The sequence below is a fragment of the Streptomyces rubradiris genome (assembly GCF_016860525.1).
Lineage (GTDB): Bacteria > Actinomycetota > Actinomycetes > Streptomycetales > Streptomycetaceae > Streptomyces > Streptomyces rubradiris.
In genome coordinates this window covers 5,580,075-5,604,270 of the sequence record NZ_BNEA01000015.1, presented here as the reverse complement: position 1 = coordinate 5,604,270, position 24,196 = coordinate 5,580,075, and the positions used below count along the sequence as shown (strand labels likewise).

The 24,196-nt window shown below is 71.6% G+C and carries 22 protein-coding genes; 17 read left to right on the top strand and 5 right to left on the bottom strand.

The features are described from left to right. Nucleotides 1–99: 99 nt before the first annotated feature. The 5 genes from fasR to fabF all read left to right on the top strand — a co-directional run bounded on the left by fasR (nucleotide 100) and on the right by fabF (nucleotide 5,067). Entirely contained in the window at nucleotides 100–1,305 is a 1,206-nt protein-coding gene (gene fasR / locus Srubr_RS38145; RefSeq protein ID WP_189996787.1) for a fatty acid biosynthesis transcriptional regulator FasR, read from the top strand. An 89-nt stretch (nucleotides 1,306–1,394) separates the two neighbouring features. After that, nucleotides 1,395–2,321, top strand: a complete 927-nt coding sequence (locus Srubr_RS38140) for an ACP S-malonyltransferase (protein WP_189996788.1) — start codon at nucleotides 1,395–1,397, stop codon at nucleotides 2,319–2,321. 12 nt (nucleotides 2,322–2,333) lie between these two features. After that, a complete protein-coding gene (locus Srubr_RS38135; RefSeq protein ID WP_189996789.1) occupies nucleotides 2,334–3,365 on the top strand; it encodes a ketoacyl-ACP synthase III in 1,032 nt (343 codons plus the stop codon). An 80-nt stretch (nucleotides 3,366–3,445) separates the two neighbouring features. Continuing rightward, nucleotides 3,446–3,694 (top strand): acyl carrier protein, encoded by a 249-nt coding sequence (locus Srubr_RS38130; protein ID WP_189996790.1) that lies wholly within the window; start codon nucleotides 3,446–3,448, stop codon nucleotides 3,692–3,694. Between the two features lie 110 nt (nucleotides 3,695–3,804). Further along, nucleotides 3,805–5,067 (top strand): beta-ketoacyl-ACP synthase II, encoded by a 1,263-nt coding sequence (fabF, locus tag Srubr_RS38125; protein ID WP_189996791.1) that lies wholly within the window; start codon nucleotides 3,805–3,807, stop codon nucleotides 5,065–5,067. A gap of 55 nt (nucleotides 5,068–5,122) precedes the next feature. Here fabF and Srubr_RS38120 read toward each other — a convergent pair whose 3' ends face one another. Then, on the bottom strand, nucleotides 5,123–5,617 hold the full coding sequence (locus Srubr_RS38120) for a DUF3145 domain-containing protein (RefSeq protein ID WP_189996792.1): 495 nt from the start codon (nucleotides 5,615–5,617) through the stop codon (nucleotides 5,123–5,125). A gap of 256 nt (nucleotides 5,618–5,873) precedes the next feature. Here Srubr_RS38120 and Srubr_RS38115 point away from each other — a divergent pair, with 256 nt between their 5' ends. Both Srubr_RS38115 and Srubr_RS38110 read left to right on the top strand, forming a co-directional pair. Continuing rightward, entirely contained in the window at nucleotides 5,874–6,755 is an 882-nt protein-coding gene (locus Srubr_RS38115; RefSeq protein WP_189996793.1) for an SGNH/GDSL hydrolase family protein, read from the top strand. A 15-nt stretch (nucleotides 6,756–6,770) separates the two neighbouring features. Then, on the top strand, nucleotides 6,771–7,751 hold the full coding sequence (locus Srubr_RS38110; protein WP_189996794.1) for an aldose epimerase family protein: 981 nt from the start codon (nucleotides 6,771–6,773) through the stop codon (nucleotides 7,749–7,751). Between the two features lie 87 nt (nucleotides 7,752–7,838). Here Srubr_RS38110 and Srubr_RS38105 read toward each other — a convergent pair whose 3' ends face one another. The 3 genes from Srubr_RS38105 to Srubr_RS38095 all read right to left on the bottom strand — a co-directional run bounded on the left by Srubr_RS38105 (nucleotide 7,839) and on the right by Srubr_RS38095 (nucleotide 11,656). Beyond that, on the bottom strand, nucleotides 7,839–10,280 hold the full coding sequence (locus Srubr_RS38105; RefSeq protein ID WP_189996795.1) for a beta-glucosidase: 2,442 nt from the start codon (nucleotides 10,278–10,280) through the stop codon (nucleotides 7,839–7,841). A 99-nt stretch (nucleotides 10,281–10,379) separates the two neighbouring features. After that, nucleotides 10,380–11,180, bottom strand: coding sequence for an EI24 domain-containing protein (locus Srubr_RS38100; RefSeq protein WP_189996796.1), 801 nt, complete (start codon nucleotides 11,178–11,180; stop codon nucleotides 10,380–10,382). A 38-nt stretch (nucleotides 11,181–11,218) separates the two neighbouring features. Then, complete coding sequence (locus Srubr_RS38095) at nucleotides 11,219–11,656, bottom strand: MarR family winged helix-turn-helix transcriptional regulator (RefSeq protein ID WP_189996797.1); 438 nt, start codon at nucleotides 11,654–11,656, stop codon at nucleotides 11,219–11,221. A gap of 91 nt (nucleotides 11,657–11,747) precedes the next feature. Here Srubr_RS38095 and Srubr_RS38090 point away from each other — a divergent pair, with 91 nt between their 5' ends. Together Srubr_RS38090 and Srubr_RS38085 are read left to right on the top strand one after the other, a co-directional pair. Then, entirely contained in the window at nucleotides 11,748–12,746 is a 999-nt protein-coding gene (locus Srubr_RS38090; RefSeq protein WP_189996798.1) for an NADP-dependent oxidoreductase, read from the top strand. 120 nt (nucleotides 12,747–12,866) lie between these two features. Further along, complete coding sequence (locus Srubr_RS38085) at nucleotides 12,867–13,286, top strand: organic hydroperoxide resistance protein (RefSeq protein ID WP_189996799.1); 420 nt, start codon at nucleotides 12,867–12,869, stop codon at nucleotides 13,284–13,286. A gap of 131 nt (nucleotides 13,287–13,417) precedes the next feature. Here the strand turns inward: Srubr_RS38085 and Srubr_RS38080 are convergent, their stop codons facing one another. Next, nucleotides 13,418–14,740 (bottom strand): SCO2400 family protein, encoded by a 1,323-nt coding sequence (locus Srubr_RS38080; protein ID WP_189996964.1) that lies wholly within the window; start codon nucleotides 14,738–14,740, stop codon nucleotides 13,418–13,420. Between the two features lie 199 nt (nucleotides 14,741–14,939). On the opposite strand from Srubr_RS38080, the gene Srubr_RS38075 reads away from it, so the two are divergent. The 8 genes from Srubr_RS38075 to cutA all read left to right on the top strand — a co-directional run bounded on the left by Srubr_RS38075 (nucleotide 14,940) and on the right by cutA (nucleotide 23,941). Then, nucleotides 14,940–16,103, top strand: coding sequence for a mandelate racemase/muconate lactonizing enzyme family protein (locus Srubr_RS38075; protein ID WP_189996800.1), 1,164 nt, complete (start codon nucleotides 14,940–14,942; stop codon nucleotides 16,101–16,103). Beyond that, nucleotides 16,100–17,104: a zinc-dependent alcohol dehydrogenase gene (locus tag Srubr_RS38070; RefSeq protein WP_189996801.1), complete on the top strand. Its 1,005-nt coding sequence runs from the start codon at nucleotides 16,100–16,102 to the stop codon at nucleotides 17,102–17,104. The genes Srubr_RS38075 and Srubr_RS38070 overlap by 4 nt, the downstream gene beginning before the upstream one ends. Nucleotides 17,105–17,218: 114 nt before the next feature. Beyond that, nucleotides 17,219–18,196, top strand: a complete 978-nt coding sequence (locus Srubr_RS38065; protein ID WP_189996802.1) for a hypothetical protein — start codon at nucleotides 17,219–17,221, stop codon at nucleotides 18,194–18,196. Nucleotides 18,197–18,311: 115 nt separating this feature from the next. Next, entirely contained in the window at nucleotides 18,312–19,421 is a 1,110-nt protein-coding gene (chvE, locus tag Srubr_RS38060) for a multiple monosaccharide ABC transporter substrate-binding protein (protein ID WP_189996803.1), read from the top strand. Between the two features lie 34 nt (nucleotides 19,422–19,455). Next, the gene (gene mmsA / locus Srubr_RS38055) at nucleotides 19,456–21,006 is read left to right on the top strand and encodes a multiple monosaccharide ABC transporter ATP-binding protein (protein ID WP_189996804.1); all 1,551 of its coding nucleotides are present in this window, start codon (nucleotides 19,456–19,458) and stop codon (nucleotides 21,004–21,006) included. Further along, nucleotides 21,003–22,241 (top strand): multiple monosaccharide ABC transporter permease, encoded by a 1,239-nt coding sequence (gene mmsB / locus Srubr_RS38050; protein ID WP_189996805.1) that lies wholly within the window; start codon nucleotides 21,003–21,005, stop codon nucleotides 22,239–22,241. The genes mmsA and mmsB overlap by 4 nt, the downstream gene beginning before the upstream one ends. Nucleotides 22,242–22,266: 25 nt before the next feature. Continuing rightward, nucleotides 22,267–23,415, top strand: a complete 1,149-nt coding sequence (locus Srubr_RS38045; protein WP_189996806.1) for an aldose epimerase family protein — start codon at nucleotides 22,267–22,269, stop codon at nucleotides 23,413–23,415. 193 nt (nucleotides 23,416–23,608) lie between these two features. Beyond that, on the top strand, nucleotides 23,609–23,941 hold the full coding sequence (cutA, locus tag Srubr_RS38040) for a divalent-cation tolerance protein CutA (RefSeq protein WP_189996807.1): 333 nt from the start codon (nucleotides 23,609–23,611) through the stop codon (nucleotides 23,939–23,941). Nucleotides 23,942–24,196: the final 255 nt, after the last annotated feature.

The following is a 24,196-nucleotide window of genomic DNA, read 5'->3' as shown; positions in this document are numbered from 1 at the left end:
CGGGCGTCGGCCGCGCGCCCCCGCCCGCCACCGGCCGGGCCGCCCGTCACCGCCCCCCGGCGGCGCGGGCTCCCGTCCGGATAAGGCACCCTTGTCCCCGTGCCCGAACCCGAATCCCACCACGGTGACCCCGCAGCCCGTCACGTCCACCCGCACGCCGCGACCCTGAAGCGGCTGGAGAAGTCCTCCGGGAGTCTCGCCGCGCAGGCCATCGCGCGCATGGACGAGACCCTGCCGTGGTACCGGGCCATGCCCCCGGAGAACCGTTCCTGGATCGGGCTCGTCGCCCAGGCGGGCATCGCCGCCTTCACCGAGTGGTTCCGGCGCCCGGACGCCCCGCAGGCGATCTCCACCGACGTCTTCGGGACCGCGCCCCGGGAGCTGACCCGGGCCATCACGCTGCGGCAGACCGTGGAGATGGTGCGCACCACCATCGAGGTGATGGAGTCCGCCATCGACGAGGTGGCCGCCCCGGGCGACGAGAGCGTGCTGCGCGAGGCGCTGCTGGTGTACGCCCGGGAGATCGCCTTCGCCACCGCCCAGGTCTACGCCCAGGCCGCCGAGGCACGCGGTGCCTGGGACGCGCGGCTGGAGTCGCTGGTGGTGAACGCCGTGCTGAGCGGGGAGGCCGACGAGGGGGCCGTCAGCCGGGCCGCCGCGCTCGGCTGGAACTCGCCGGAACACGTGTGCGTGGTGCTCGGCACCGCGCCCGACGGGGACAGCGAGCTGACCGTGGAGGCCATCCGGCGGGCCGCCCGGCACGCCAAGCTCCAGGTGCTGACCGGGGTGCTCGGCGACCGGCTGGTGGTCATCGCGGGCGGCAGCGACAACCCGCTGGCCGTCGCCCGCTCGCTGATCGGGCCGTTCGCCGCCGGACCGGTCGTCGCGGGCCCCGTCGTCCCCGATCTGCTGGCCGCCACCCGGTCCGCGCAGGCCGCCGCCGCCGGGCTGAAGGCGTGCACCGCCTGGCAGGACGCACCACGCCCGGTGCTCGCCGACGATCTGCTGCCGGAGCGCGCCATCGCGGGCGACCCGAGCGCCCGCGAGCAACTGGTGGAGGAGATCTACAGACCGCTGGAGGAGGCCGGCTCGGCGCTGCTGGAAACGCTGAGTGTCTACCTGGAGCAGGCCAGCAGTCTCGAAGGCGCGGCGAGAATGCTCTTCGTTCACCCGAACACCGTCCGCTACCGGCTCCGACGTGTGACTGACGTCACCGGCTGGTCCCCCTCGGATGTAAGATCCGCGTTCACACTGCGGATCGCGCTCATCCTGGGGCGTCTGGCCGACGCTGAACCCCAGACATAAGGTTTTGTCGAGGCTCCACAAAAGCCCTACGTGTTCTTCGTCCCTGTCCCCACGGGCGGCCCCCGCCCACCCCAAGAGAGAGTGTGAGAGTGCTCGTACTCGTCGCTCCCGGCCAGGGCGCCCAGACGCCCGGCTTCCTGACCCCCTGGCTCGACCTGCCCGGTGCCGCGGACCGCGTGGCGGCCTGGTCGGACGCCCTCGGACTGGACCTCGTCCACTACGGCACCCAGGCCGACGCCGACGCCATCCGCGACACCGCCGTGGCGCAGCCGCTGCTGGTCGCCGCCGGGCTGCTGTCCGCCGCGGCACTGGGTGACATCTCCGACATCGCGCCGGGCGCGGTCGCGGGCCACAGCGTCGGCGAGATCACCGCCGCCGCCTTCGCCGGCGTCCTGGACGACACGGCCGCCCTCGGCCTGGTCCGCACCCGCGGCCTGGCCATGGCCGACGCCGCCGCCGTCACCGAGACCGGCATGTCGGCGCTGCTCGGCGGCGACCCCGAGGTGACCCTGCCGCACCTGGAGAAGCTGGGCCTGACCCCGGCGAACATCAACGGCGCGGGCCAGATCGTCGCCGCGGGCACGCTGGAGCAGCTGGCCACGCTGAACGAGGACAAGCCCGAGGGCGTCCGCAAGGTCGTCGCGCTGAAGGTGGCCGGCGCCTTCCACACCCACCACATGGCCCCGGCCGTGACGGCCCTGGAGGAGGCCGCGGCCAAGCTGTCGCCGGCCGACCCGAAGGTGACCTACGTCTCCAACAAGGACGGCCGGGCCGTCGCCTCGGGCGCCGAGGTGCTCCAGCGGCTGGTCGGCCAGGTCGCCAACCCGGTCCGCTGGGACCTGTGCATGGAGACCTTCAAGGAGCTGGGCGTCACCGCGCTCGTCGAGGTGTGCCCGGGCGGCACCCTGACCGGCCTGGCCAAGCGGGCCCTGCCCGGCGTCAAGACGCTGGCCCTGAAGACCCCCGACGACCTGGAAGCGGCCCGGGCTCTGCTCGCAGAGCACGCCGGCGCCTAAGGAGAGCCGTACATGGCGAAGATCAAGCCCAGCAAGGGCGCCCCGTACGCGCGCATCCTCGGCGTCGGCGGCTACCGGCCGACCCGGGTGGTGCCGAACGAGGTGATCCTGGAGAAGATCGACTCGTCCGACGAGTGGATCCGCTCCCGCTCCGGCATCGAGACCCGGCACTGGGCCGGTCCCGAGGAGACCGTGGCCGCGATGGCCATCGAGGCCTCCGGCAAGGCGATCGCGGACGCCGGCATCGACGCCGAGCGGATCGGCGCGGTGGTCGTCTCGACCGTCTCGCACTTCAGCCAGACCCCGGCCATCGCCACCGAGATCGCCGACCAGCTCGGCACCGCCAAGGCCGCCGCCTTCGACATCTCGGCCGGCTGCGCGGGCTTCGGCTACGGCCTCACCCTGGCCAAGGGCATGGTGGTGGAAGGTTCCGCCGAGTACGTGCTGGTGATCGGCGTGGAGCGGCTGAGCGACCTCACCGACCTGGAGGACCGGGCCACCGCCTTCCTGTTCGGTGACGGCGCCGGCGCGGTCGTCGTGGGCCCCTCGCAGGAGCCGGCCATCGGCCCGACCGTGTGGGGTTCCGAGGGCGACAAGGCCGACACGATCAAGCAGACCGTCCCCTGGGACCGGTTCCGGGTCGGCGACCTCACCCAGCTGCCCGTCGACAGCGAGGGCAACATCAAGTTCCCTGCGATCACGCAGGAGGGCCAGGCGGTGTTCCGCTGGGCCGTGTTCGAGATGGCGAAGGTCGCCCAGCAGGCGCTGGACGCGGCCGGAATCACCGCGGACGACCTGGACGTCTTCATCCCGCACCAGGCCAATGTGCGGATCATCGACTCGATGGTGAAGACACTGAAGCTGCCGGAGCACGTCACGGTCGCCCGTGACATCCGCACCACCGGCAACACCTCGGCCGCCTCGATCCCGCTCGCGATGGAGCGGCTCCTGGCCACCGGGGAGGCGAAGAGCGGCGACACCGCGCTCGTCATCGGATTCGGGGCGGGTCTCGTCTACGCCGCCACGGTCGTTACCCTCCCCTAGACACTCCGTGCCGGATCACCCGGTCCGGTTCGGATGCAAATGCCATTAACCGTCTGGAATATCAAGAAGGAGCGCCTGACATGGCCGCCACTCAGGAAGAGATCGTCGCCGGTCTCGCCGAGATCGTGAACGAGATCGCCGGGATTCCGGTCGAGGACGTCAAGCTGGACAAGTCCTTCACCGACGACCTGGACGTCGACTCGCTGTCCATGGTCGAGGTCGTCGTCGCCGCCGAGGAGCGCTTCGACGTGAAGATCCCGGACGACGACGTCAAGAACCTCAAGACCGTCGGCGACGCCACCGACTACATCCTCAAGCACCAGGCCTGAGGCCACCGCGTAGGCCGCGTGTAGCAAGGCCCCGCCACCCGGCGGTGGCGCCGTAATCCCCGCACCGGCGGGGGTAGTCCTCCCCCGTATCCGTTGGAGAAAGAATTCCCGTGAGCCCGACCAATCGCACCGTGGTCGTCACCGGTATCGGCGCAACCACACCGCTGGGTGGCGACGCAGCCTCGACCTGGGAGGCCCTGGTCGCCGGCACGTCCGGTGTCAGACTGCTGGAGCAGGAGTGGGCGGCGGACATGCCGGTCCGCATCGCCGCGCAGATCGCCGTGGAGCCGGGCGAGATCATCCCCCGGCCGCAGGCCCGCAAGCTGGACCGGTCCGCGCAGTTCGCGCTGATCGCCGCTCAGCAGGCATGGAAGGACGCCGGTTTCACCGCCAAGGCCGGGGTGGACTCCTCCGTGAACCCCGACCGTCTCGGAGCGGTCATCGCCTCCGGCATCGGCGGCGTGACGACCTTGCTGGACCAGTACGACGTACTCAAGGAGAAGGGCGTACGCCGCGTCTCCCCGCACACCGTGCCGATGCTGATGCCCAACTCCCCGGCGGCCAACGTCGGGATCGAGCTGGGTGCCCGCGCCGGTGTGCACACCCCCGTCTCGGCCTGCGCCTCGGGCGCGGAGGCCATCGGGTACGCGATCGAGATGATCCGCACCGGGCGTGCGGACGTGGTCGTGGCCGGTGGTACCGAGGCCGCCATCCACCCGCTGCCGATCGCCGCGTTCGGCAACATGATGGCGATGTCCAAGAACAACGACGACCCGCAGGGCGCCTCGCGTCCCTACGACGCCGGCCGCGACGGCTTCGTGCTCGGCGAGGGCGCCGGTGTGATCGTCCTGGAGTCCGAGGAGCACGCGAAGGCCCGCGGTGCCCGGATCTACGCCGAGGCGGTCGGACAGGGCATCTCCGCCGACGCCCACCACATCACGCAGCCGGAGCCGTCCGGCAACGGGATCGCGCACGCGCTGCAGAACCTGCTGGACAACACCGACCTGAAGCCGGCCGAGATCGTGCACGTCAACGCGCACGCCACGTCCACGCCGCAGGGCGACGTGGCCGAGATCAAGGCGCTGCGGAAGGTGTTCGGCGACGACGTCGACCACATGGCGATCTCCGCGACCAAGTCGATGACCGGTCATCTGCTCGGCGGCGCGGGCGGTGTGGAGACCGTCGCGTCGATCCTGGCGCTGGTGAAGCGCACGGCGCCGCCGACGATCAACCTGGACAACCTGGACCCCGAGGTCAACGCGGACATCGTGAACGGTGAGGCGCGGGCGCTGCCGGAGGGCCGGATCGCCGCGCTGAACGACTCGTTCGGGTTCGGCGGGCACAACGTGGTGCTGGCGTTCCGTACGGTCTGAGTTCCGTAGCGCTTGAATGGCCCGGTCTCCTGGAGTGGAGACCGGGCCATCCGCTCTACACCACCTGGTGCAGCCAGCGGACCGGGGCGCCCTCGCCCGCGTACCGGAACGGCTCCAGTTCGTCGTCCCAGGGCTTGCCGAGGAGTTTGGCGATCTCGGCCTCCAGGTCGCTCTCGCCGCGCTGGGAGCGGGTCAGGGCGGCGCGCAGGCGGTCCTCGGGGATCAGGATGTCGCCGTGGAGGCCGGTGACGGCGTGGAAGATGCCGAGGTCGGGGGTGCAGCTGTAGCGCTCGCCCTCGGCGGTCGGGCAGGGTTCGGCGGTGACCTCGAACCGCAGCAGGTGCCAGCCGCGCAGCGCGGACGCGAGCTTGGAGGCCGTGCCGGCCTGGCCCTGCCAGGAGAACTCCGAGCGCCAGGTGCCGGGGGACGCGGGCTGCCGGATCCAGTCGAGGCTGACGCGCGTGCCGAGCACCCCGGCGATGGCCCACTCGACGTGCGGGCAGAGCGCGCGCGGCGCGGAGTGCACGTACAGAACTCCACGTGTCGTCACCGGAACCTCCGGGCAGAGCGGGACATCTTGCGGACTGGCTGGGCGGCAGTGGCACGACGGCCGCGTTGATGGCGAGGCTACCTTGCGACGGGGCAAGGAGTGTGACGTACCGTCGGTCCCGGCGCCAGGAAAACGCCGCCATTCACCCAGGGGGACGCTTGTACGGGGGCCGGCCGTTCCCCGGGTGCCGGACCGGGAACCCTCAGTCGTTGTCCTAGGGGGAGCACCGGGCCGTCGAGCGAGGGGAACAGCAGGGATGCGGAAGCGAAGCCACCGTGTGCGAGCCGCTTTCGCCGTCGTGGCGGCCACGGTGCTGGGGGTCGCCGGATGCCAGGGCGGGGACGGTTCGCCGGCGGCGGAGGGCACGAAGGCGCGCGCGGCCCGGCCCCCGCTGTGGGACACCAGCCCGGACTCGATCGCGGCGGTGGGCGATTCCATCACCCGCGGCTTCGACGCGTGCACGGTGCTGTCGGACTGTCCGGAGGCGTCCTGGGCGACGGGCAGCGACGCGGCGGTGGAGAGTCTGGCGGTGCGGCTGCTGGGGGTCGCGGGAGCGGCGGAGCGCAGCTGGAACTACGCGGTGACCGGGGCCCGGATGGCGGACCTGCCGGGGCAGATGGCGCAGGCGGTGGCCCGCCGCCCGGAGTTGGTGACGGTGATGGCCGGCGGGAACGACGCCTGCCGGACCACGGCGTCGGCGATGACGCCGGTGGCCGAGTTCCGCGCGGGCTTCGAGGAGGCGATGCGCACGCTGCGCTCGGCGCTGCCGAAGACGCAGGTGTACGTGTCGAGCGTGCCGAACCTGATGCGGCTGTGGTCCGAGGGCCGGACGAACGTGCTGGGCAGGCAGGTGTGGAAGCTGGGCATCTGCCCGTCGATGCTGGGCGACGCGGACGATCTGACCAGCGCGGCGACGCTGCGCCGGGAATCCGTGCAGCGGCGGGTGGTGGAGTACAACAAGGTGCTCCGGGAGGTCTGCGCGAAGGACCGCCGCTGCCGCTTCGACGGGGGCGCGGTGTACGACTTCCGCTTCGGCACGGACCAGCTGAGCCACTGGGACTGGTTCCACCCCAGCAAGGACGGGCAGGCCCGGCTCGCGGAGATCGCGTACCGGAAGGTCACCGCGAAGAGCCCGTGACCTAGGGTTTCCCACATGAGCGAACTTTTCGGCGCACTTTCCGACGGCACTGCCGTGCACCGGTGGACGCTGGAGCGCGGCGGGGTGCGGGTGCGGGTGCTGTCGTACGGCGGGATCGTGCAGTCGGCCGAGGTCCCGGACCGGTCGGGGCGGACGGCGGACGTGGTGCTGGGCTTCGCGGACCTGGACGGCTATCTGCGGCATCCGGAGCCGTACCTGGGCGCGGTGATCGGCCGGTACGCCAACCGGATCGCGGGCGGCCGGTTCCCCCTGGACGGCCGGACGCATGAGGTGACGCGCAACGAGGGCGCCAACTCGCTGCACGGCGGCAAGCGGGGCTTCGACAAGCACGTGTGGGAGGTGACTCCGGTGCAGCACGGGCTGCGGCTGAGCCGGGTCAGCCCCGACGGCGAGGAGGGGTTCCCGGGGCGGCTGGCGGTGACGGTGACGTACACGCTGACGGCGTCGGGGGCGCTGCGGATCGGCTACGAGGCGGTCACCGACGCGCCGACAGTCGTGAACCTGACCAACCACACGTACTGGAACCTGGGCGGCGCGGGTTCCGGTGCCACGGGCGGGCACGAGCTGCGGCTGGCCGCGTCCCGGTACACGCCGGTGGACGCGGACCTGATCCCGGTGGGGGCGCCGGCCGATGTGTCGGGCTCCCGCCTGGACTTCCGGGCGCCGCGCCCGACTGGCTCCGGATACGACCACAACTTCGTGCTGGACAAGGGCGTGACCGGGGCGGCCGAGGAGGTCGCGGAGCTCTACGACCCCGGCTCCGGCCGCACCCTGACGGTGTCGACGACCGAGCCGGGCCTCCAGCTCTACACCGGCGACCACCTGTCCGGCCCGTTCGCCCCGAACGCCGGCACCGCCCTGGAGACGCAGCACTTCCCGGACTCCCCCAACCGCCCGGACTTTCCCGCCACGGTCCTGCGTCCCGGCGAGGTCTACCGCTCGGAGACGGTGTACGGCTTCGGGGTGCGCGGCTGACGGCGGTGAGCCCCGGTCCAGGGGTCAGGTCCCGGACCGGGGCTGTTCGTGGGGGCTTCGTCCGCGGTGTGCGGGGAGTGTCCCGGATCAGACGTTAATCGGTGCCGTGAGCCGGCGGTCGGTGATCGAGCGGCCGGCGGAGATCTCGTACGAACCCTTCACACACGCCCACGTCTTCGTCGTGTCGTCCCACACCTCGAAGGCGCGGCGGGGCAGTTCGATGGTGGCCTCGGCGCTCTCGCCGGGGCCGGCCTCGACGGAGGCGAAGGCGGCCAGGCGGCGGGCCGGGCGGCCGGGGGCGGGCCCGGACGGGGAGAGGTAGAGCTGGATCACCTCCCGGCCCGGCCGTTCGCCGGTGTTGCGGACCCGGACGCGGACGGTGGTGCCGTCGGTCTCCAGCGACTCGTAGGCCCAGTCGGTGTAGCCGAGGCCGTGGCCGAAGGGGTAGGTGGGGGTGCGGCCGGCCCGGTCCCAGGCGCGGTAGCCGATGAACAGGTCCTCGCTGTAGGGCAGTTCGCCGTTCACCGGGACGACCTGGGTGACCGGGGCGTCGGCGAGGGTGCCCCAGGTGGTGGGGAGCCGGCCGCCGGGCTCGTGGGTGCCGGTGAGGACGTCGGCGAGGGCGGTGCCGCCCTCCTGGCCGGGGAACCAGGTGAGCAGAATCGCGGCGACCTCGTCCCGCCAGGGAAGTTCCACCGGGGAGCCGGAGTTGACGACCACGACGGTGTCCGGGTTGGCGGCGGCGACCGCGTGCACCAGGTCGTCCTGGCGGCCGGGGAGCCTCAGGTCCCGGCGGTCGAAGCCCTCGGACTCCACCCGCTCGGTGGTGGCGACCACGACCACGGCGGTGTCCGCGTTCCGGGCGGCCTCGGCGGCCTCGGCGATCAGCTCGTCCGGGTCGCGCGGCGGGCCGCAGTGGGCGAGCGCGAAGGCGACGGCCTTCATCGGGAGGTCCTCGGGGAGGCGGACGGCGTGGGTGAGGGAGACCTCGACCGGTTCGCCCGCGGTGAGTTCGGCTTCGGCGCGTGGCACGGGGGCGCCGAAGAAGGCGTCGAAGGGGTCGTCGGGACTCGGGCGCTGGACGTCGTCGTAGTACGTCGTCCCGCCGACGGTGAGCGTGAAGGCGCCCGTGCCCTTGACCGCGAAGGTGTGCCGGCCCGACTCGCGGGGGGTGTAGGTGCCGGTCAGTTCGACGGTGTCCAGGGTGTCGTGGGTGACGCCCTCGGGGAGGTCGGTGCCCATCCACTGGATGGCCGCGCCGGGGACGGAGCGGGTGCCGATGACCTCGCCGGCCGCGTTCCGGCAGACCGCCCGCACGGTGAACCCCGGGTCGTTCAGGGCCGGTTCGGTGACCGGGTCGGCGCCGACGTCGTACGTCAGGGTGCCGGCGGGGAGGGCGGCGGTGAGGCCGTCGAGCGGGGAGACGGTGCGGGCCGGGAAGACGGTGGCGGAGCCGCCGCCGAGGACGCGGGCGTCGCGGGCGGCGGCGCCGATCAGGGCCACGGTGCCGCCCGGCTTCAGCGGCAGGACGCGCCTTTCGTTGCGGACCAGGACGAAGGAGCGGCGGGCGATCTCCCGGGCCAGGGCCGCGCCGTCGACCGGCGCGGGCGGTTCGGTGACGGCCGGTTCGGCGCCGGCCAGGGCGCCGACGCGGGCGGCGAGGCGCAGCACCCGGCGAACGGCGGCGTCGACCGTGGCCTCGGCGACCTCGCCGTCCCGTACGGCCCGGGCGAGGGCGGGGCCGTAGACGGTCCGCGGGCCGGGCATGGCGATGTCCAGGCCGCCGTTCGCGGCGCCCACCGTGTCCCGGGCGGCCGTCCAGTCGGAGACGTTGACGCCGTCGAAGCCCCATTCGCCGCGCAGGACTTCCTCGACGAGGTGGTGGTGCTCGGTCATCGTCGTGCCGTTGACCGAGTTGTAGGCGGTCATGACGCCCCACGGGCGGGCGCCGCGCACGATGGCCTCGAAGGGCGCCAGGTACAGCTCGCGCAGGGCGCGTTCGGAGACCAGGTTGTCCACCGTGAACCGGTCGGTCTCGGCGTCGTTGGCGACGAAGTGCTTGACGGTGGCGCCGACCCCGCCGGACTGGACGCCGCGCACATACCCGCCGCCGATCACCCCGGTCAGGTACGGGTCCTCGCTGTAGCACTCGAAGTGACGGCCGCCGAGCGGGGAGCGGTGCAGGTTGACGGTCGGAGCGAGCAGGACGTGGACGCCCTTGCGGCGGGCCTCCTGGGCGAGCAGCACCCCGGCGCGGCGGGCGAGTTCCGGGTCCCAGGCGGCGGCGAGCGCGGTCGGCGAGGGCAGGGCCACGGAGGGGTCGTCGGCACTCCAGCGCACGCCCCGGACGCCGACCGGGCCGTCCGACATCACCAGGGACGCCAGGCCGATTCCGGGCAGCGCGGGCAGGCTCCACATGTCCTGCCCGGCCAGCAGCCGGGTCTTGGCGTCGAGGTCGAGCGCGTGCAGGGCAGCCGCCACGACGGCCTCGCGGGCCTCCTCGGCGGGGGTGGGCTCCGGTCCCGTCATCGGTACCTCCTCGTGGCGCCCGCACCGGCCCGTGCGGGAGCCTCCATCGTGCCCGCACCGCCGGTGGCCCGGTAGGTGGCCGCGCCCGGTCACCGCCGGTCAGGAGGTGACGTCCTCCGTGTCGGGCCGCCCGCCGGGGGCGTCGGCGTCGGTGGTCTCCTCGCCGAGCAGGTCACGGGCGAGCAGCGTGGCGCCCGCGACCGCGCCCGGCATCAGGAACACCGCGACGAACGGGACCAGGAAGGCCAGGCCGAGGGGGGTGCCGAACCCCCAGACCAGCGTCTTGCGGGAGCGCAGCAGGGCGAGCCGGGCGCGCAGGTCGACGTCCCTGCGCTGGAGGGCGACGGCGGCGAGTTCCTCGGTGAGGAAGAAGCCGGTGACGAAGAAGCCGATCACGGGGACGACGGTCTGCCCGACGAACGGCAGGAAGCCGAGGGCGAAGAGCAGCACGCCCCACAGTCCGGCCCGGACCAGGACCCGCAGGCTGTCCCGGGCGGAGATCCACAGTTCGCGCCAGAGCGGCAGGCCGGACTCGGGGGCGGTGCCGTCGGGCGAGACGTCGGCGTCGACCTGCTCGGAGAGGGACTCGTAGAAGGGCTGGCCGACCAGCAGGGTGACGGCCGTGAAGGTGAGCACGGCCAGCAGCAGGCCGAGCGCGAACAGGACGGCCGTCAGGAAGCCGCGGAACAGGCCCTGCCAAGGGCTGGACCAGTCGTCGGCGAACGGGGTGGCCCAGGCGACGGCGTCCTCGCCCCAGACGGCCAGCGCGACCAGCGCGGCGGCGTACAGCACCAGTGTGATCAGGCCGGGCAGCAGGCCGAAGCCGTACCGGCGCCCGTGCCGGGTCACCCACCGCTGGCCCTTCAGCAGATAACCGAAACCCACCCCGAGATCGCGCATGGCCAGGACTCTACTGGCTCCGCGAGGCGGTACGGCGCTCAGGCCCCGAGCATGCGGCGCAGCAGGTCACGCAGGGAGCGGCGCTCCTCCTCGGACAGCCCCGCGAGGGGTTCGCGGGCGAACCGCAGGCCCTCGCGCAGGTCCCGGGCCACCTCGCGGCCCCGCTCGGTGGCGGCGGCCACCTTCACCCGGCGATCGGCCGGGTCGGGGCGGCGCTCCACCAGCCCCCGGGACTCCAGCCGGTCCACGATCCCGGTGACGTTCGACGGCTCGCACTTCAGCTTCTGGGCCAGCTTGCGCATGGGCAGCGGCTCCAGCGAGAGCAGGCTGAGCAGCCGGGCCTGCGGGCCGGTCAGGGTGTGCTCGCCCGCCGCCTCCTCGTAGTCCGCGTAGAAGCGGGCCACGACCTCACCGATCAGCTCGACGACCTCCAGGGCGAGGGGGTCGGGGCGGCGGGCGTTCGATGGGGTGGGCATGCCCGCCAGGATACCCGGTTACTTGACATCATGAAATATTCAGGAGCATGGTTGTTTCAGGTAGTGAAGTACCACCCCGAAAGGCTCCGTCATGATCAACCGCGAGTGGCACCTCCTCAGCCGTCCCGTCGGCTGGCCGAAGCCCGAGGACTTCGCGCTCGTCGAGTCACCCGTCCCGGCCCCGGGCGAGGGCCAGGTGCTGGTGCGGAACAAGTACCTCTCCGTCGACCCGTACATGCGCGGCCGGATGAGCGCCGCCAAGTCCTACGTCGCCCCCTTCGAGCTGGGCAAGGTCATGCAGGGCGGCGCGGTCGGCGAGGTGATCGAGTCCAAGGCCGAGGGCATCGAGGCCGGCGACCACGTCCTGCACTTCTTCGGCTGGCGCGAGTACGCGGTCGTGGACGCGAAGAACGCCGTCAAGGTCGGCACCGAGGACGTGCCGCTGTCGGCGTACCTCGGCGTCCTCGGCATGACCGGCCTGACCGCCTACGCCGGCCTGCTGCGCACCGCCTCCTTCAAGGAGGGCGACAGCGTATTCGTGTCCGGCGCGGCCGGTGCCGTGGGCAGCCAGGTGGGCCAGATCGCCAAGCTCAAGGGCGCCTCCCGGGTCATCGGCTCGGCCGGGTCCGACGAGAAGGTCGAGCTGCTGGTGAACGAGTACGGCTTCGACGCCGCGTTCAACTACAAGAAGGGCCCGGTCGCCGAGCAGCTGCGGCAGGCGGCGCCCGACGGCATCGACGTCTACTTCGACAACGTCGGCGGGGACCACCTGGAGGCGGCCATCGGCTCGCTCAACCAGGGCGGCCGGATCGCGATCTGCGGCATGATCTCGGTCTACAACAACACCGAGCCCGCGCCCGGCCCGACGAACCTGGCCCGGCTGATCCAGACCCGCGGCCGGATCGAGGGCTTCCTGGTCGGCGACCACTACGACCTCCAGCCGCAGTTCGTCCAGGAGGTCGGCCCGTGGGTGGCCTCGGGCGCGCTGAAGTACCGCGAGACCGTGGTCGAGGGCGTCGAGAACACCCTGGAGGCGTTCCTCGGCATCCTGCGCGGCGACAACATCGGCAAGATGGTCGTCAAGCTCTGACCTGGAGCTCCCGCTCAGGCTCCGACCTTCCCGGTTTTTTCGCGATGCGGTAACTTCTTTCCGGAATCCTGTGGCGATCGTGGGCGCGAGTCGCCGTGGACCGAGGAGGAAGACAACCGCATGCCCATCACGCAGTCCGACGTCCTGTACACCGCCGTCGCCACCGCCGAGAACGGCCGTGACGGCCGGGTCGCCACCGACGACGGCAAGCTCGACGTGGTCGTCAACCCGCCCAAGGAGATGGGCGGCAGCGGCGCCGGCACCAACCCCGAGCAGCTGTTCGCCGCGGGCTACAGCGCCTGCTTCCAGGGGGCGCTGGGCGTCGTCGCCCGCCAGGAGGGCGCCGACATCTCCGGGTCGACGGTCACCGCCAAGGTCGGCATCGGCAAGAACGACGACGGCTTCGGGATCATCGTGGAGATCTCCGCGAACATCCCGAACGTCGACGCCGCGACCGCGAAGAGCCTGGTCGAGAAGGCGCACCAGGTGTGCCCGTACTCGAAGGCGACCCGGGGCAACATCACCGTGACGCTGGCCTGATCCGCGTCGTCGGCCACGACGGCAGCCGCATCCTTGGACGTGGGATGCGGCTGCCGTCGTGTGCGCGCCGCTCGGGCGCGGCCCCAGCACCGCTCAGCGGCACCACCACCGCTCAGCGGCACCACCACAGCTCAGCGGCACCACCACAGCCAGCGGTCGCAGGCCTTCTCGGGCGAGGGCGTGGGGGCCGGGGCCGAGGTCGTCGGGTCCGGAGTGGGGGCGGTGGTGGCGGGCCCGGTGGGAGCCGGGGCGGCGGACGTCGTCGCCGGTGTGCCGGAATCCGTGGCACCGGTGGTGCCCGACTGTCCCGCCTCGCCGGACTCCCCCGGCGAGGCGGAAGCGGAACCCTTGCCGTCCGTGTCCCCCGTGTCCCCCGTGTCGCCCGTGTCGTCCTCGTCGCTCGCGTCCCCCGCGGCCGGCGGGGCGGAGTCGGAGCCCGGGGCCGGGGCGTCCGGGGAGCCGGAGGCCGCGCCCGGGACGGCGCCCGAGGTCACGCCGGCCGGTCCCGCCGTACGGTCCGGGGCGCCGGAACCGGAATCGTCCTCCGCCTCGGTCTGACCGGCCGTGGCCGAAGGGTCGTCGGCGAAGGGCGAGAAGGGCGCGTCCGTACCCAGCTCCGCGAGACTGAGCCCGCCGGCCGCGAGCACGAATCCGGCGACGACCACCAGGACCCGCCGCCGACGGCGCCGGTGCCCGGCCGCCTTGCGCTCCCGCCGCCCCCTCCCGGCACGGACACCGCCCCGCCCGCCGACGGACTCCTCGGCGGGGCGCTCCTCGTCGGCGGCCCCTTCGGCGGACTGCCATTCGACAGGGTGCCCCTCATCGGCGTACCCGCCACCGGTGTGCCCCTCGGCGGTGTGGACACCGGCGTCCCTGTGAACACCGGCGTCCGCGTGGGCGCCCTCGCCGACAGGCGGGCGGCGACCACCGGCCGAGGCACTGCCGTCACCGCCGGGCGCCCGGCCGTCGTCGCTGAACTCCCCGCCGGAGCCGCCGAGTTCACCACCGTCCACGCCCGCTTCGCCACCGCCCCCGGCCGGCGCGCGGCCCGGCCCGGCGGGTCCCGGGCCGCGCTGCTCGGGCACGCGGACGGTGCCGGGCGGGGCGTAGTGGATTCCGGCGGGCGCAGGGCCGTTCCCGCCGGGGCGCCAACCGCTCCCCGTGCTCCCCTGGCCGTTCCCGCCGGGGCGCCAACCGCTCCCCGTGCTCCCCTGGCCGTTCCCGGCGGGCCACCCCTCCGTCGTGGTGGACGCCTGGTCCGGCAGGCAGCTCGCGGTGAGCCCGTAGGCGTCCCCGTCACGCCCGGTTCCGCGCGCCGGCCCACCCCAGGCGTCCCACGACGCCTCTCCGGCGCCGTACGCGTCGTCGTAGCCGTCGCCGGAGGCGGGCGTGCCGCAGCCGGGGCACGCCAGGGCGCCGTTCAGGTGGCGTCGACAGGGGTGGCAATAGTCCATGACGCGGGAAGACTAGAGTCCGCGCGGGCCGGGTTCCAGGCGCGGCTGTGAAGGTTCGGTGCGGGAGCGAAACAATCTCGAAAGCCTTGCCGAAACCGTTACCTGTTCGACCCATTGACACCCCCGGCGCCCCGTCCTTACTGTCACGCCAGCATTTCGAACGAGCGACGAAATACCGAACAGCTGAAGGGCAACTGCCGTGCGCATCACCGGAATCAGCACACACGTGGTCGGCACGCCGTGGCGCAACCTGACCTATGTCCAGGTGCACACCGACGAGGGGATCACGGGAGTCGGCGAGACCCGGATGCTCGGGCATACGGACGCGCTGATCGGCTATCTGCGGGAGGCCGAGGTCAACCACATCCTCGGCTCGGATCCGTTCGCCGTCGAGGACCTGGTGCGCCGTATGAAGTACGGCGACTACGGCCGCGCCGGCGAGATCGTGATGTCCGGCATCGCGGTGGTCGAGATGGCGTGCTGGGACATCAAGGGCAAGGCGCTGGGTGTGCCGGTGTGGCAGCTGCTCGGCGGGAAGGTCACCGACAAGGTCAAGGCGTACGCCAACGGCTGGTACACCACCGAGCGGACGCCGGAGGCGTACCACAAGGCCGCCCAGGGGGTCATGGAGCGCGGTTACAAGGCGCTGAAGATCGACCCGTTCGGCACCGGCCACTTCGAGCTGGACCACCAGGAGACCCTGTACGCCGTCTCGCTCATCGAGGCCGTGCGGGACGCCATCGGCCCGGACGCGGAGCTGATGCTGGAGATGCACGGCCGCTTCTCCCCCGCCACCGCGGTCCGGCTGGCCAAGGAGATGGCGCCGTTCAAGCCGGCCTGGCTGGAGGAGCCGGTGCCGCCGGAGAACCTGAAGGCGCTTCAGAAGGTCGCCGCCAAGGTCGACATGCCGGTGGCCACCGGCGAGCGCATCCACGACCGCATCGAGTTCCGCGAGCTGTTCGACAGCCAGGCCGTGGACATCATCCAGCCCGACGTCGGCCACATCGGCGGCATCTGGGAGACCCGCAAGCTCGCCGCCACCGCCGAGACCCACTACATGCTGGTCGCCCCGCACAACGTCGGCGGGTCCGTGCTCACCGCCGCCTCCCTCCAGGTCGGCTTCACCTCCCCGAACTTCAAGATCCTCGAACACTTCAACGACTTCGCGGACGCGGAGATCAAGAAGGTGGTCAAGGGCGCGCCGCAGGTGAACCCGGAGGACGGCTGCTTCCACCTCTCCGACGCGCCCGGTCTCGGCGTCGAGCTGGACGTCGACGCGGCGGCCGAGTTCCCGCAGCAGCGGGCCCACTTCGACCTGTGGGCCGAGGGCTGGGAGAAGCGCAATCCGAAGGACGCCCGGTGAGTTCACAGGTCCTCGTCGAGGCCCCGGGCGTGCACCGGGTCGAGGCCCACACACCGCGCGAACCGGGCCCCGGCGAGGCGCTGGTGGCCGTGCACGCGGTCGGCATCTGCGGCAGCGACCGCGAGGTGTACCAGGGCAACCGGCCCGAGGGGTACGTCCGTTACCCGCTCGTCCCCGGGCACGAGTGGTCGGGGACGGTCACCGCGGTGGGGGCCGGGGTACCCGGCTCGCTGGCCGGCCGCAAGGTGGTCGGCGAGGGCTTCCGCAACTGCCAGGTGTGCGACCGCTGTCACGCGGGCGAGACCACACTGTGCACCGCCGGGTACGAGGAGACCGGGTTCACCCGGCCCGGCGCCATGGCGGCCACCCTCACCCTGCCCGCCCGGCTGCTGCACGTACTGCCCGACGACGCCGACCTCACCGCCGCCGCGCTGCTGGAGCCGGCCGCCTGCGTCGCCGCCGCCGCGCTGAAGGCGAACGCCCGGCCGGGCGAGCGGGTCGCGGTGGTCGGCACCGGCACCCTCGGGATGTTCGCCGTGCAGTTCCTCGCGGCCGGCTCGCCGGCCGAGCTGCTGGTCGTGGGCACCCGGAACGACCGGGAGGCGCTGGCCCGGCGGTTCGGGGCGAGCGACTTCCGGCTGCGGAACCAGGAGCTGCCCGCCGACTTCGACGTGGTGATCGAGACCGCCGGGTCCGCCTCCGCCGCGCGGACCGCCGCCGCGCTGCTGCGGCGCGGCGGGCGCCTGGTCCTCACCGGCATCCCCGCGCCGGGCGCGGACGGGCTCGACCCGACCGATCTCGTCGTACGGCAGCTGGAGGTGCACACCGTCTTCGGCGCGCCGCCGGACGCCTGGGCGCACACCGTGCGGGTGTTCGGCGCCGGGCTGCTGGACCCGCTGCCGCTGGTCACGCACGAGGTGCCGCTGACCGACTTCCCCCGGGCCATCGAGCTGGTGGGGGCCGGCGATCCCGCCGTGGGCAAGGTGCTGCTCCGCCCCTGACCGTACGCCGGCCGGGGGGTGCCCTGACCACGCCCCGGCCGGCGTACCTCCACGCTTCTTCCGCCACCCAGAGCCGCGACCCTTGTCCGATATACCGAACACGAAGGACAGCTTGTGACCGACGCTTCCGCCCCGGCAGCCCGCAGGCCCGGCGAGCAGGTGCTCGCCGCTCTCGGTCTGGGCGCGCCCGCCCTCGACCCCGCCGACGCCTCCGTCCACACCTTCCCGGGCGGCGGCCGCTGGCGCACCGAGATCCCCTCGTGTGAGGGTCCCGAGGCGCTGGCGGTCGTCCTGAAGGAGGCCTCCCGCCTCGATGTGCCGATCCACCGGATCAGCCAGGGCAGCGGCGTGTGGATGCTCACCGACGACGAGATCACCGAGATGGTCGAGGCCACCGCCGACCGCGACATCGAACTGTGCCTGTTCACCGGTCCGCGCGGCACCTGGGACACCGGCGGCTCGGTGCGCTCCGACTCCCGGGGGGCCGGACTGCGCGCCCGGGGCCACGACGCGGTCGCCGGTTGCGTGGAGGACGCCGTCCGGGCCACCGAGCTGGGTGTCAAGTGCCTGCTCGTCGCCGACGAGGGCGTGCTGTGGACCCTGCACCGGGCCCGCACCGCCGGCCTCATCCCGGCCGACACCACGCTGAAGGTGTCCGCGCTGATCGGCCCGGTCAACCCCGCCTCGTACGCCGTGTACGAGCGGCTCGGCGCCGACTCCGTCAACGTGCCCAGCGATCTGACGCTGGACCACCTCACCGAGATCCGGCGGGTCTCGGGCGCCCCGATGGACATGTACATCGAGGCCCCGGACGACCTCGGCGGCTACGTCCGGATGTACGAGGTCGCCGAGCTGATCCGGCGCGGCGCCCCGCTGTACCTGAAGTTCGGCCTGTCCAAGGCGCCCGGCATCTACCCGTGGGGCCGTCACCTGCGGGACCTGACCCTGGACACCGCCCGGGAGCGGGTGCGGCGCGGCCGGCTCGCCCTGGACCTGCTGGCCCGGCACGGAGCGGACGGCGACATGGCGCCGCTCGGCTCCCGGATGCCGGGACCTTTGCACCGGTTCCCCGCCGAGAGTGCCACTGGATGACCGATCGGGGCTGCGGACCGTGTGTGGCTGGTCGCGCAGTTCCCCGCGCCCCTTCAGGGCGCTTCGACCGACCCCGACAGACATCTCAGCGAAGAGAAGAACAGGGACGACCACCATGCGCACTCGCAGAAGCGCCCTAACCGTCATGGCCGGCGCCGCCTCGCTCGCGCTCGCCCTCACCGCCTGCGGCCAGAACAGCGAAGGCGGCAGCAAGGAGAAGTCCGGTGACGCCAAGGGCGGCACCATCGGCATCGCCATGCCGACCAAGTCCTCCGAGCGCTGGATCAACGACGGCAACAATGTCGTCAAGAACCTTCAGGCCAAGGGCTACAAGACCAAGCTGGTCTACGGCGAGGACGACCCGGAGACCCAGGTCTCGCAGATCGAGAACCTCATCACGCAGGGCGTGAAGGGCCTGGTCATCGCGGCGATCGACAACAAGTCGCTGAACAGCGTGCTCCAGCAGGCCGCGGACGCGAACATCCCGGTCATCTCCTACGACCGGCTGATCCTCGGCACGAAGAACGTCGACTACTACGCCTCGTTCGACAACGAGAAGGTCGGCACGCTCCAGGGCACGTACATCGTGAACAAGCTCGGGCTGGACAAGGGCGCGAAGGGCCCGTTCAACATCGAGCTGTTCGCCGGCTCCAACGACGACAACAACACGAAGTACTTCTTCGGCGGGGCGATGAAGGTGCTCCAGCCGTACATCGACAAGAAGCAGCTCGTCGTCAAGTCCGGGCAGACCCGGCTCAACCAGGTCGTCACCCTGCGCTGGGACGGCACCACCGCGCAGAAGCGCATGGAGGACATCCTCACCTCGTCGTACAAGACCGGCCGGGTCGACGCGGTCCTCTCGCCGTACGACGGCATCTCCATCGGCATCCTGTCCGCGCTGAAGTCGGACGGCTACGGCTCGGGCAGCAAGCCGCTGCCGGTCATCACCGGGCAGGACGCCGAGCTGGCCTCCGTGAAGTCGATCATCTCGGGGCAGCAGACGCAGACCGTCTACAAGGATCTGCGCAAGCTCGCCGAGATCGCCGCCACGATGATGGACGAGTCCCTGAAGGGCAACAAGCCCGAGGTCAACGACACCAAGACGTACGACAACGGCGCCAAGGTCGTGCCGGCCTACCTGCTCCAGCCGGTCAGCGTCGACAAGTCGAACTACCAGAAGGTGCTGGTCGACGGCGGTTACTACACCGAGTCCCAGCTGAAGTGACCCGCCCATTTCCTCCAGAGTGAAAGGCACGACCATGGCGGGACCCGTCCTGGAAATGCGCTCGATCGTCAAGACCTTTCCCGGTGTCAAGGCGCTGTCGGACGTCACCCTGGCCGTCCGGCGGGGCGAGGTCCACGCCATCTGCGGGGAGAACGGCGCCGGCAAGTCCACCCTGATGAAGGTGCTCTCCGGCGTCCACCCGTACGGCACGTACGACGGGGACATCCTCTTCGACGGGGAGGTCTGCCGGTTCCGCGACATCCGGGCGAGCGAGCAGCACGGCATCGTCATCATCCACCAGGAGCTGGCCCTGGTGCCGCACCTGTCCATCGCGGAGAACCTCTTCCTCGGCAACGAACACGCCACCCGCGGCTTCATCAACTGGCGCGAGACCCTGCGCCACGCCACCGAACTGCTGCGCCGGGTCGGCCTGGACGAGCACCCGGAGACCCGGGTCGCCGACATCGGCGTGGGCAAGCAGCAGCTGGTGGAGATCGCCAAGGCGCTGTCCAAGCAGGTGAGGCTGCTGATCCTGGACGAGCCGACGGCGGCCCTGAACGACGAGGACAGCGACAAGCTCCTCGATCTGATCCTGGAGCTGAAGAAGCAGGGCATCACCTCGATCATCATCTCCCACAAGCTCAACGAGATCCGCAAGGTCGCCGACTCGGTGACGATCATCCGCGACGGCCGCTCCATCGAGACCCTCGACGTGAAGGCGCCGGAGACCACCGAGGAGCGGATCATCGCCGGCATGGTCGGCCGCGACCTCGACCACCGCTTCCCCGAGCGCACCCCGCACCGGCCGGAGCAGGGCGCCGCGCCGGCGCTGGAGATCCGCGGCTGGACCGTCTTCCACCCGATCGACCAACAGCGCAAGGTCGTCGACGACGTGTCGCTGACCGTGCGCCGCGGGGAGATCGTCGGCATCGCGGGCCTGATGGGTGCGGGCCGCACCGAGCTGGCGATGAGCGTCTTCGGGCGCACCTACGGCCGGTACGCGGGCGGCACGGTCCTCAAGGACGGCCGGGAGATCCGTACCAAGACGGTGGCGGAGGCGATCGGGCACGGCATCGCGTACGTCACCGAGGACCGCAAGCACTACGGCCTGAACCTCATCGACACCATCAACCGGAACATCTCGCTGACCGCGCTGGACAAGGTCGCCAAGCGGGGCGTGGTGGACGAGCACGAGGAGCGGCAGGTCGCCGAGGGCTTCCGGAAGTCCATGAACATCAAGGCGCCCACCGTGTTCGAGCCGGTGGGCAAGCTGTCCGGCGGCAACCAGCAGAAGGTCGTCCTCAGCAAGTGGATCTTCGCCGGTCCGGACGTGCTGATCCTCGACGAACCGACCCGCGGCATCGACGTGGGCGCCAAGTTCGAGATCTACACGGTCATCGACCAGCTCGCCGCCCAGGGCAAGGCGGTCGTCTTCATCTCCTCCGAGCTGCCCGAGCTGCTCGGCATGTGCGACCGCATCTACACGATGGCCGCCGGACGGCTGACCGGTGAGGTGCCGCGGGCCGAGGCCACGCAGGAAGTGCTGATGCGCCAGATGACGAAGGACAAAGAGGTAACGCGATGAGCACGGATGTGACCGCCAAGAGCCCGGCCCCCGCGCCGCCGGGCGGCGGAACGGGGGCCGGCGGACTGCTCGGCGTGATGCTGGCCGGACTGCGCCGCAACATGCGCCAGTACGGCATGCTGATCGCGCTCGGCCTGATCGTGGTCCTCTTCGCGATCTGGACCGACGGGGACCTGTTGCTGCCGCGCAACGTCTCCAACCTGGTACTCCAGAACAGCTACATCCTGATCCTCGCGATCGGCATGATGCTGGTGATCATCGCCGGGCACATCGACCTGTCGGTCGGCTCGCTCACCGCCTTCACCGGCGCCTTCGCGGCCGTACTGACCGTGCAGCACGGGGTGTCCTGGCCCGTCGCGCTGGTGCTGTGCCTGCTGGTGGGCGCCGCCGCGGGCTCGATCCAGGGCTATCTGATCGCCTATCTCGGCATACCGTCCTTCATCGTCACCCTCGCCGGGATGCTCCTCTTCCGCGGTCTGACCGAGATCCTGCTCAAGGGACAGACCCTCGGCCCGTTCCCCGAGGGCCTGCAGAAACTCGGCAACGGCTTCCTGCCCGAGGTCGGCCCGAACACCAACTACCACAACCTCACGCTGCTGCTCGGGCTCGTGCTGATCGCGGCCGTGGTGTGGCAGGAGGTCCGGGACCGCCGCCGCCAGCAGGAGTTCTCCCTGGACGTCCTGCCGGCCCGGCTGTTCCTGCTGAAGCTGACCGCGCTGGTCGCCGCGATCCTCGTCGTCACCCTGCTGCTCGCCAGCTACAAGGGCACCCCGATCGTGCTGATCGTCCTCGGCGTGCTGGTCGTCGGCTACGGCTACGTCATGCGCAACGCGATCTTCGGCCGGCACATCTACGCCATCGGCGGCAACCTGCCGGCGGCCAAGCTGTCCGGTGTGAAGGACAAGAAGGTCACCTTCTACGTCTTCCTGAACATGGGCGTGCTCGCGGCCCTGGCGGGTCTGGTGGTCGCCGCCCGGCTGAACGCGGCCTCGCCGAAGGCGGGCGTCAACTTCGAACTCGAGGCCATCGCCTCCTCGTTCATCGGCGGCGCGTCCATGAGCGGCGGTGTCGGCACCGTCCTCGGCGCCATCATCGGCGGCCTGGTCCTCGGCGTGCTGAACAACGGCATGAACCTCCTGAGCGTCGGCACCGACTGGCAGCAGGTCATCAAGGGACTCGCCCTGCTGGTGGCGGTCGGGTTCGACGTGTGGAACAAGCGCAAGTCCGGTTCGTAAGCGCCCAGGAAACGGAGCCGCACCCATGGAACTGAACAGACGCACGGTCATCGCGGGAGCAGCCGCGGCGGGCCTGGCCGCCACCACGCTCGGCGGCACGGCCCACGCGGCCCCGGGAAGGAAGCCGGTGAAGGAACTCTTCGGCACGCTCGCCGACGGCACAAAGGTCCACCGCTGGTCGCTGGAGAACGGCGGCACCCGGATGAAGGTGCTGTCCTACGGCGGTGCCGTCCAGGCCCTGGAACTCCCCGACCGGCACGGCCGGTACGCCAACGTGGTCGCCGGTTTCGGCGACCTGGCCGACTACGCGGCGAAGAGCCCGTACTTCGGCGCGCTGATCGGCCGCTACGGCAACCGCATCGACGCCGGCCGGTTCACCCTGGACGGGAAGCCGTACCAGCTCGACGTGAACGACGGCGGCAACAGCCTGCACGGCGGCGCCCGGGGCTTCGACAAGCGCGTGTGGGACGTCGAGCCGTTCACCGAGGGCACCGACGTCGGCCTGCGGCTGCGCTACACCAGCGCCGACGGCGAGATGGGCTACCCGGGCACGCTGCGCACCCAGGTGACGTACACCCTCACCCGGCACGGGGACTGGCGCATCGACTACGAGGCCACCACCGACAAGGCCACCGTCGTCAACCTCACCAGTCACGTCTACTGGAACCTGGCCGGCGAGGGCAGCGGAAGCATCGAGGACCACGAACTGTCCATCGCCGCCGCCCGCTACACCCCGACCGACGCCGGCCTCATCCCCACCGGAGAGCTGGCCCGGGTCGCGGGCACCCCGTTCGACTTCCGGCACGCCAAGCCCGTCGGCCGGGACCTGCGGGCGGGCCACGAGCAGCTCGTACTGGCCAAGGGGTACGACCACAACTGGGTGCTGGACAAGGGGATCACGGCACGGCCCGAGCACGTCGCGACCCTGCGCGACCCGCACTCCGGCCGCACCCTGAAGATCGCCACCGACCAGCCGGGGCTCCAGTTCTACTCCGGCAACTTCCTCGACGGCACGCTCACCGGCACCTCGGGCCGCACCTACCGGCAGGGCGACGCCCTGTGCCTGGAGACCCAGCACTTCCCGGACTCGCCGAACCACCCGGAGTTCCCGTCGACGGTCCTGCGCCCCGGCCGGACGTACCGGACGACGACGATCCACCGCTTCAGCGCGTGAAGTCCCTCTGGAACCGAGCAGAGTGAACGAGGCTGCCGACACCTCCGTATCCAGGAACGGTCCGCCCGGGCCCGCGCTCGGATACGGAGGTCGTCTTGGTGCCGCCGGTCACGCCCCCGGTGCTGGTGGGCGGGCAGCCGGTCCCGCTACCGTCCGTCCGGTAGAGGACCCGCCCCCGGAAGGAACACCGCACATGGCAGCGCACCGGCACCTGACCGTCCTGACGACCACGGACAGCGAGGAGAAGGCGAAGTCGCTCGCCGCCGGCGCGGTGGAGTCCCAGGTCGCCGCGTGCGCGCAGATCAGCGCCCCCGTCACCAGCGTCTACCGCTGGGAGGGGGCGATCCGGACCGAGCAGGAGTGGCAGATCCTGTTCAAGACCACCACGGCGCGCTACGAGGACCTGGAGACCTACATCAAGGAAGCCCACGACTACGACACCCCCGAGATCATCGCGACCCCGATCGTGACGGGCAGCGACGCCTACTTGGCGTGGCTGGACGAGGAGACCAGGCCGGCCGGGTAGCGGCCGGTTTCGGGCCGGGGCCGGGAACCGGGTTCAGGGACGTGACTCGCGGGACGTGAAGAGGCGGGACGGGTCCCATTGGTTGGTCAACTGGCCCATCACGGCCTGAGCGGCGACCTGTGGCGGGTCGATGTACTGCCACTCACACCGTCCGGGGCGGCCCCGGTAAATCGTGCATCCGGTACCAAGGGGCTCCGGCTTCTTCAAACATACGTCGATGTCCGCGAGCCACCGGACGGACGATCCGTCGCCCAC

Excerpts from the sequence above, each read along its gene's own strand:
- Srubr_RS38085 (WP_189996799.1), top strand. The coding sequence starts at position 12,867 with ATGCCCATCACGCAGTCCGACGTCCTGTACACCGCCGTCGCCACCGCC.
- Srubr_RS38090 (WP_189996798.1), top strand. The coding sequence starts at position 11,748 with ATGATCAACCGCGAGTGGCACCTCCTCAGCCGTCCCGTCGGCTGGCCG.
- cutA (WP_189996807.1), top strand. The coding sequence starts at position 23,609 with ATGGCAGCGCACCGGCACCTGACCGTCCTGACGACCACGGACAGCGAG.
- mmsA (WP_189996804.1), top strand. The coding sequence starts at position 19,456 with ATGGCGGGACCCGTCCTGGAAATGCGCTCGATCGTCAAGACCTTTCCC.
- chvE (WP_189996803.1), top strand. The coding sequence starts at position 18,312 with ATGCGCACTCGCAGAAGCGCCCTAACCGTCATGGCCGGCGCCGCCTCG.
- Srubr_RS38095 (WP_189996797.1), bottom strand. The coding sequence starts at position 11,656 with ATGCCCACCCCATCGAACGCCCGCCGCCCCGACCCCCTCGCCCTGGAG.
- Srubr_RS38100 (WP_189996796.1), bottom strand. The coding sequence starts at position 11,180 with ATGCGCGATCTCGGGGTGGGTTTCGGTTATCTGCTGAAGGGCCAGCGG.
- mmsB (WP_189996805.1), top strand. The coding sequence starts at position 21,003 with ATGAGCACGGATGTGACCGCCAAGAGCCCGGCCCCCGCGCCGCCGGGC.
- Srubr_RS38105 (WP_189996795.1), bottom strand. The coding sequence starts at position 10,280 with ATGACGGGACCGGAGCCCACCCCCGCCGAGGAGGCCCGCGAGGCCGTC.
- Srubr_RS38045 (WP_189996806.1), top strand. The coding sequence starts at position 22,267 with ATGGAACTGAACAGACGCACGGTCATCGCGGGAGCAGCCGCGGCGGGC.
- Srubr_RS38110 (WP_189996794.1), top strand. The coding sequence starts at position 6,771 with ATGAGCGAACTTTTCGGCGCACTTTCCGACGGCACTGCCGTGCACCGG.
- Srubr_RS38130 (WP_189996790.1), top strand. The coding sequence starts at position 3,446 with ATGGCCGCCACTCAGGAAGAGATCGTCGCCGGTCTCGCCGAGATCGTG.
- Srubr_RS38115 (WP_189996793.1), top strand. The coding sequence starts at position 5,874 with ATGCGGAAGCGAAGCCACCGTGTGCGAGCCGCTTTCGCCGTCGTGGCG.
- Srubr_RS38080 (WP_189996964.1), bottom strand. The coding sequence starts at position 14,740 with ATGGACTATTGCCACCCCTGTCGACGCCACCTGAACGGCGCCCTGGCG.
- Srubr_RS38135 (WP_189996789.1), top strand. The coding sequence starts at position 2,334 with ATGGCGAAGATCAAGCCCAGCAAGGGCGCCCCGTACGCGCGCATCCTC.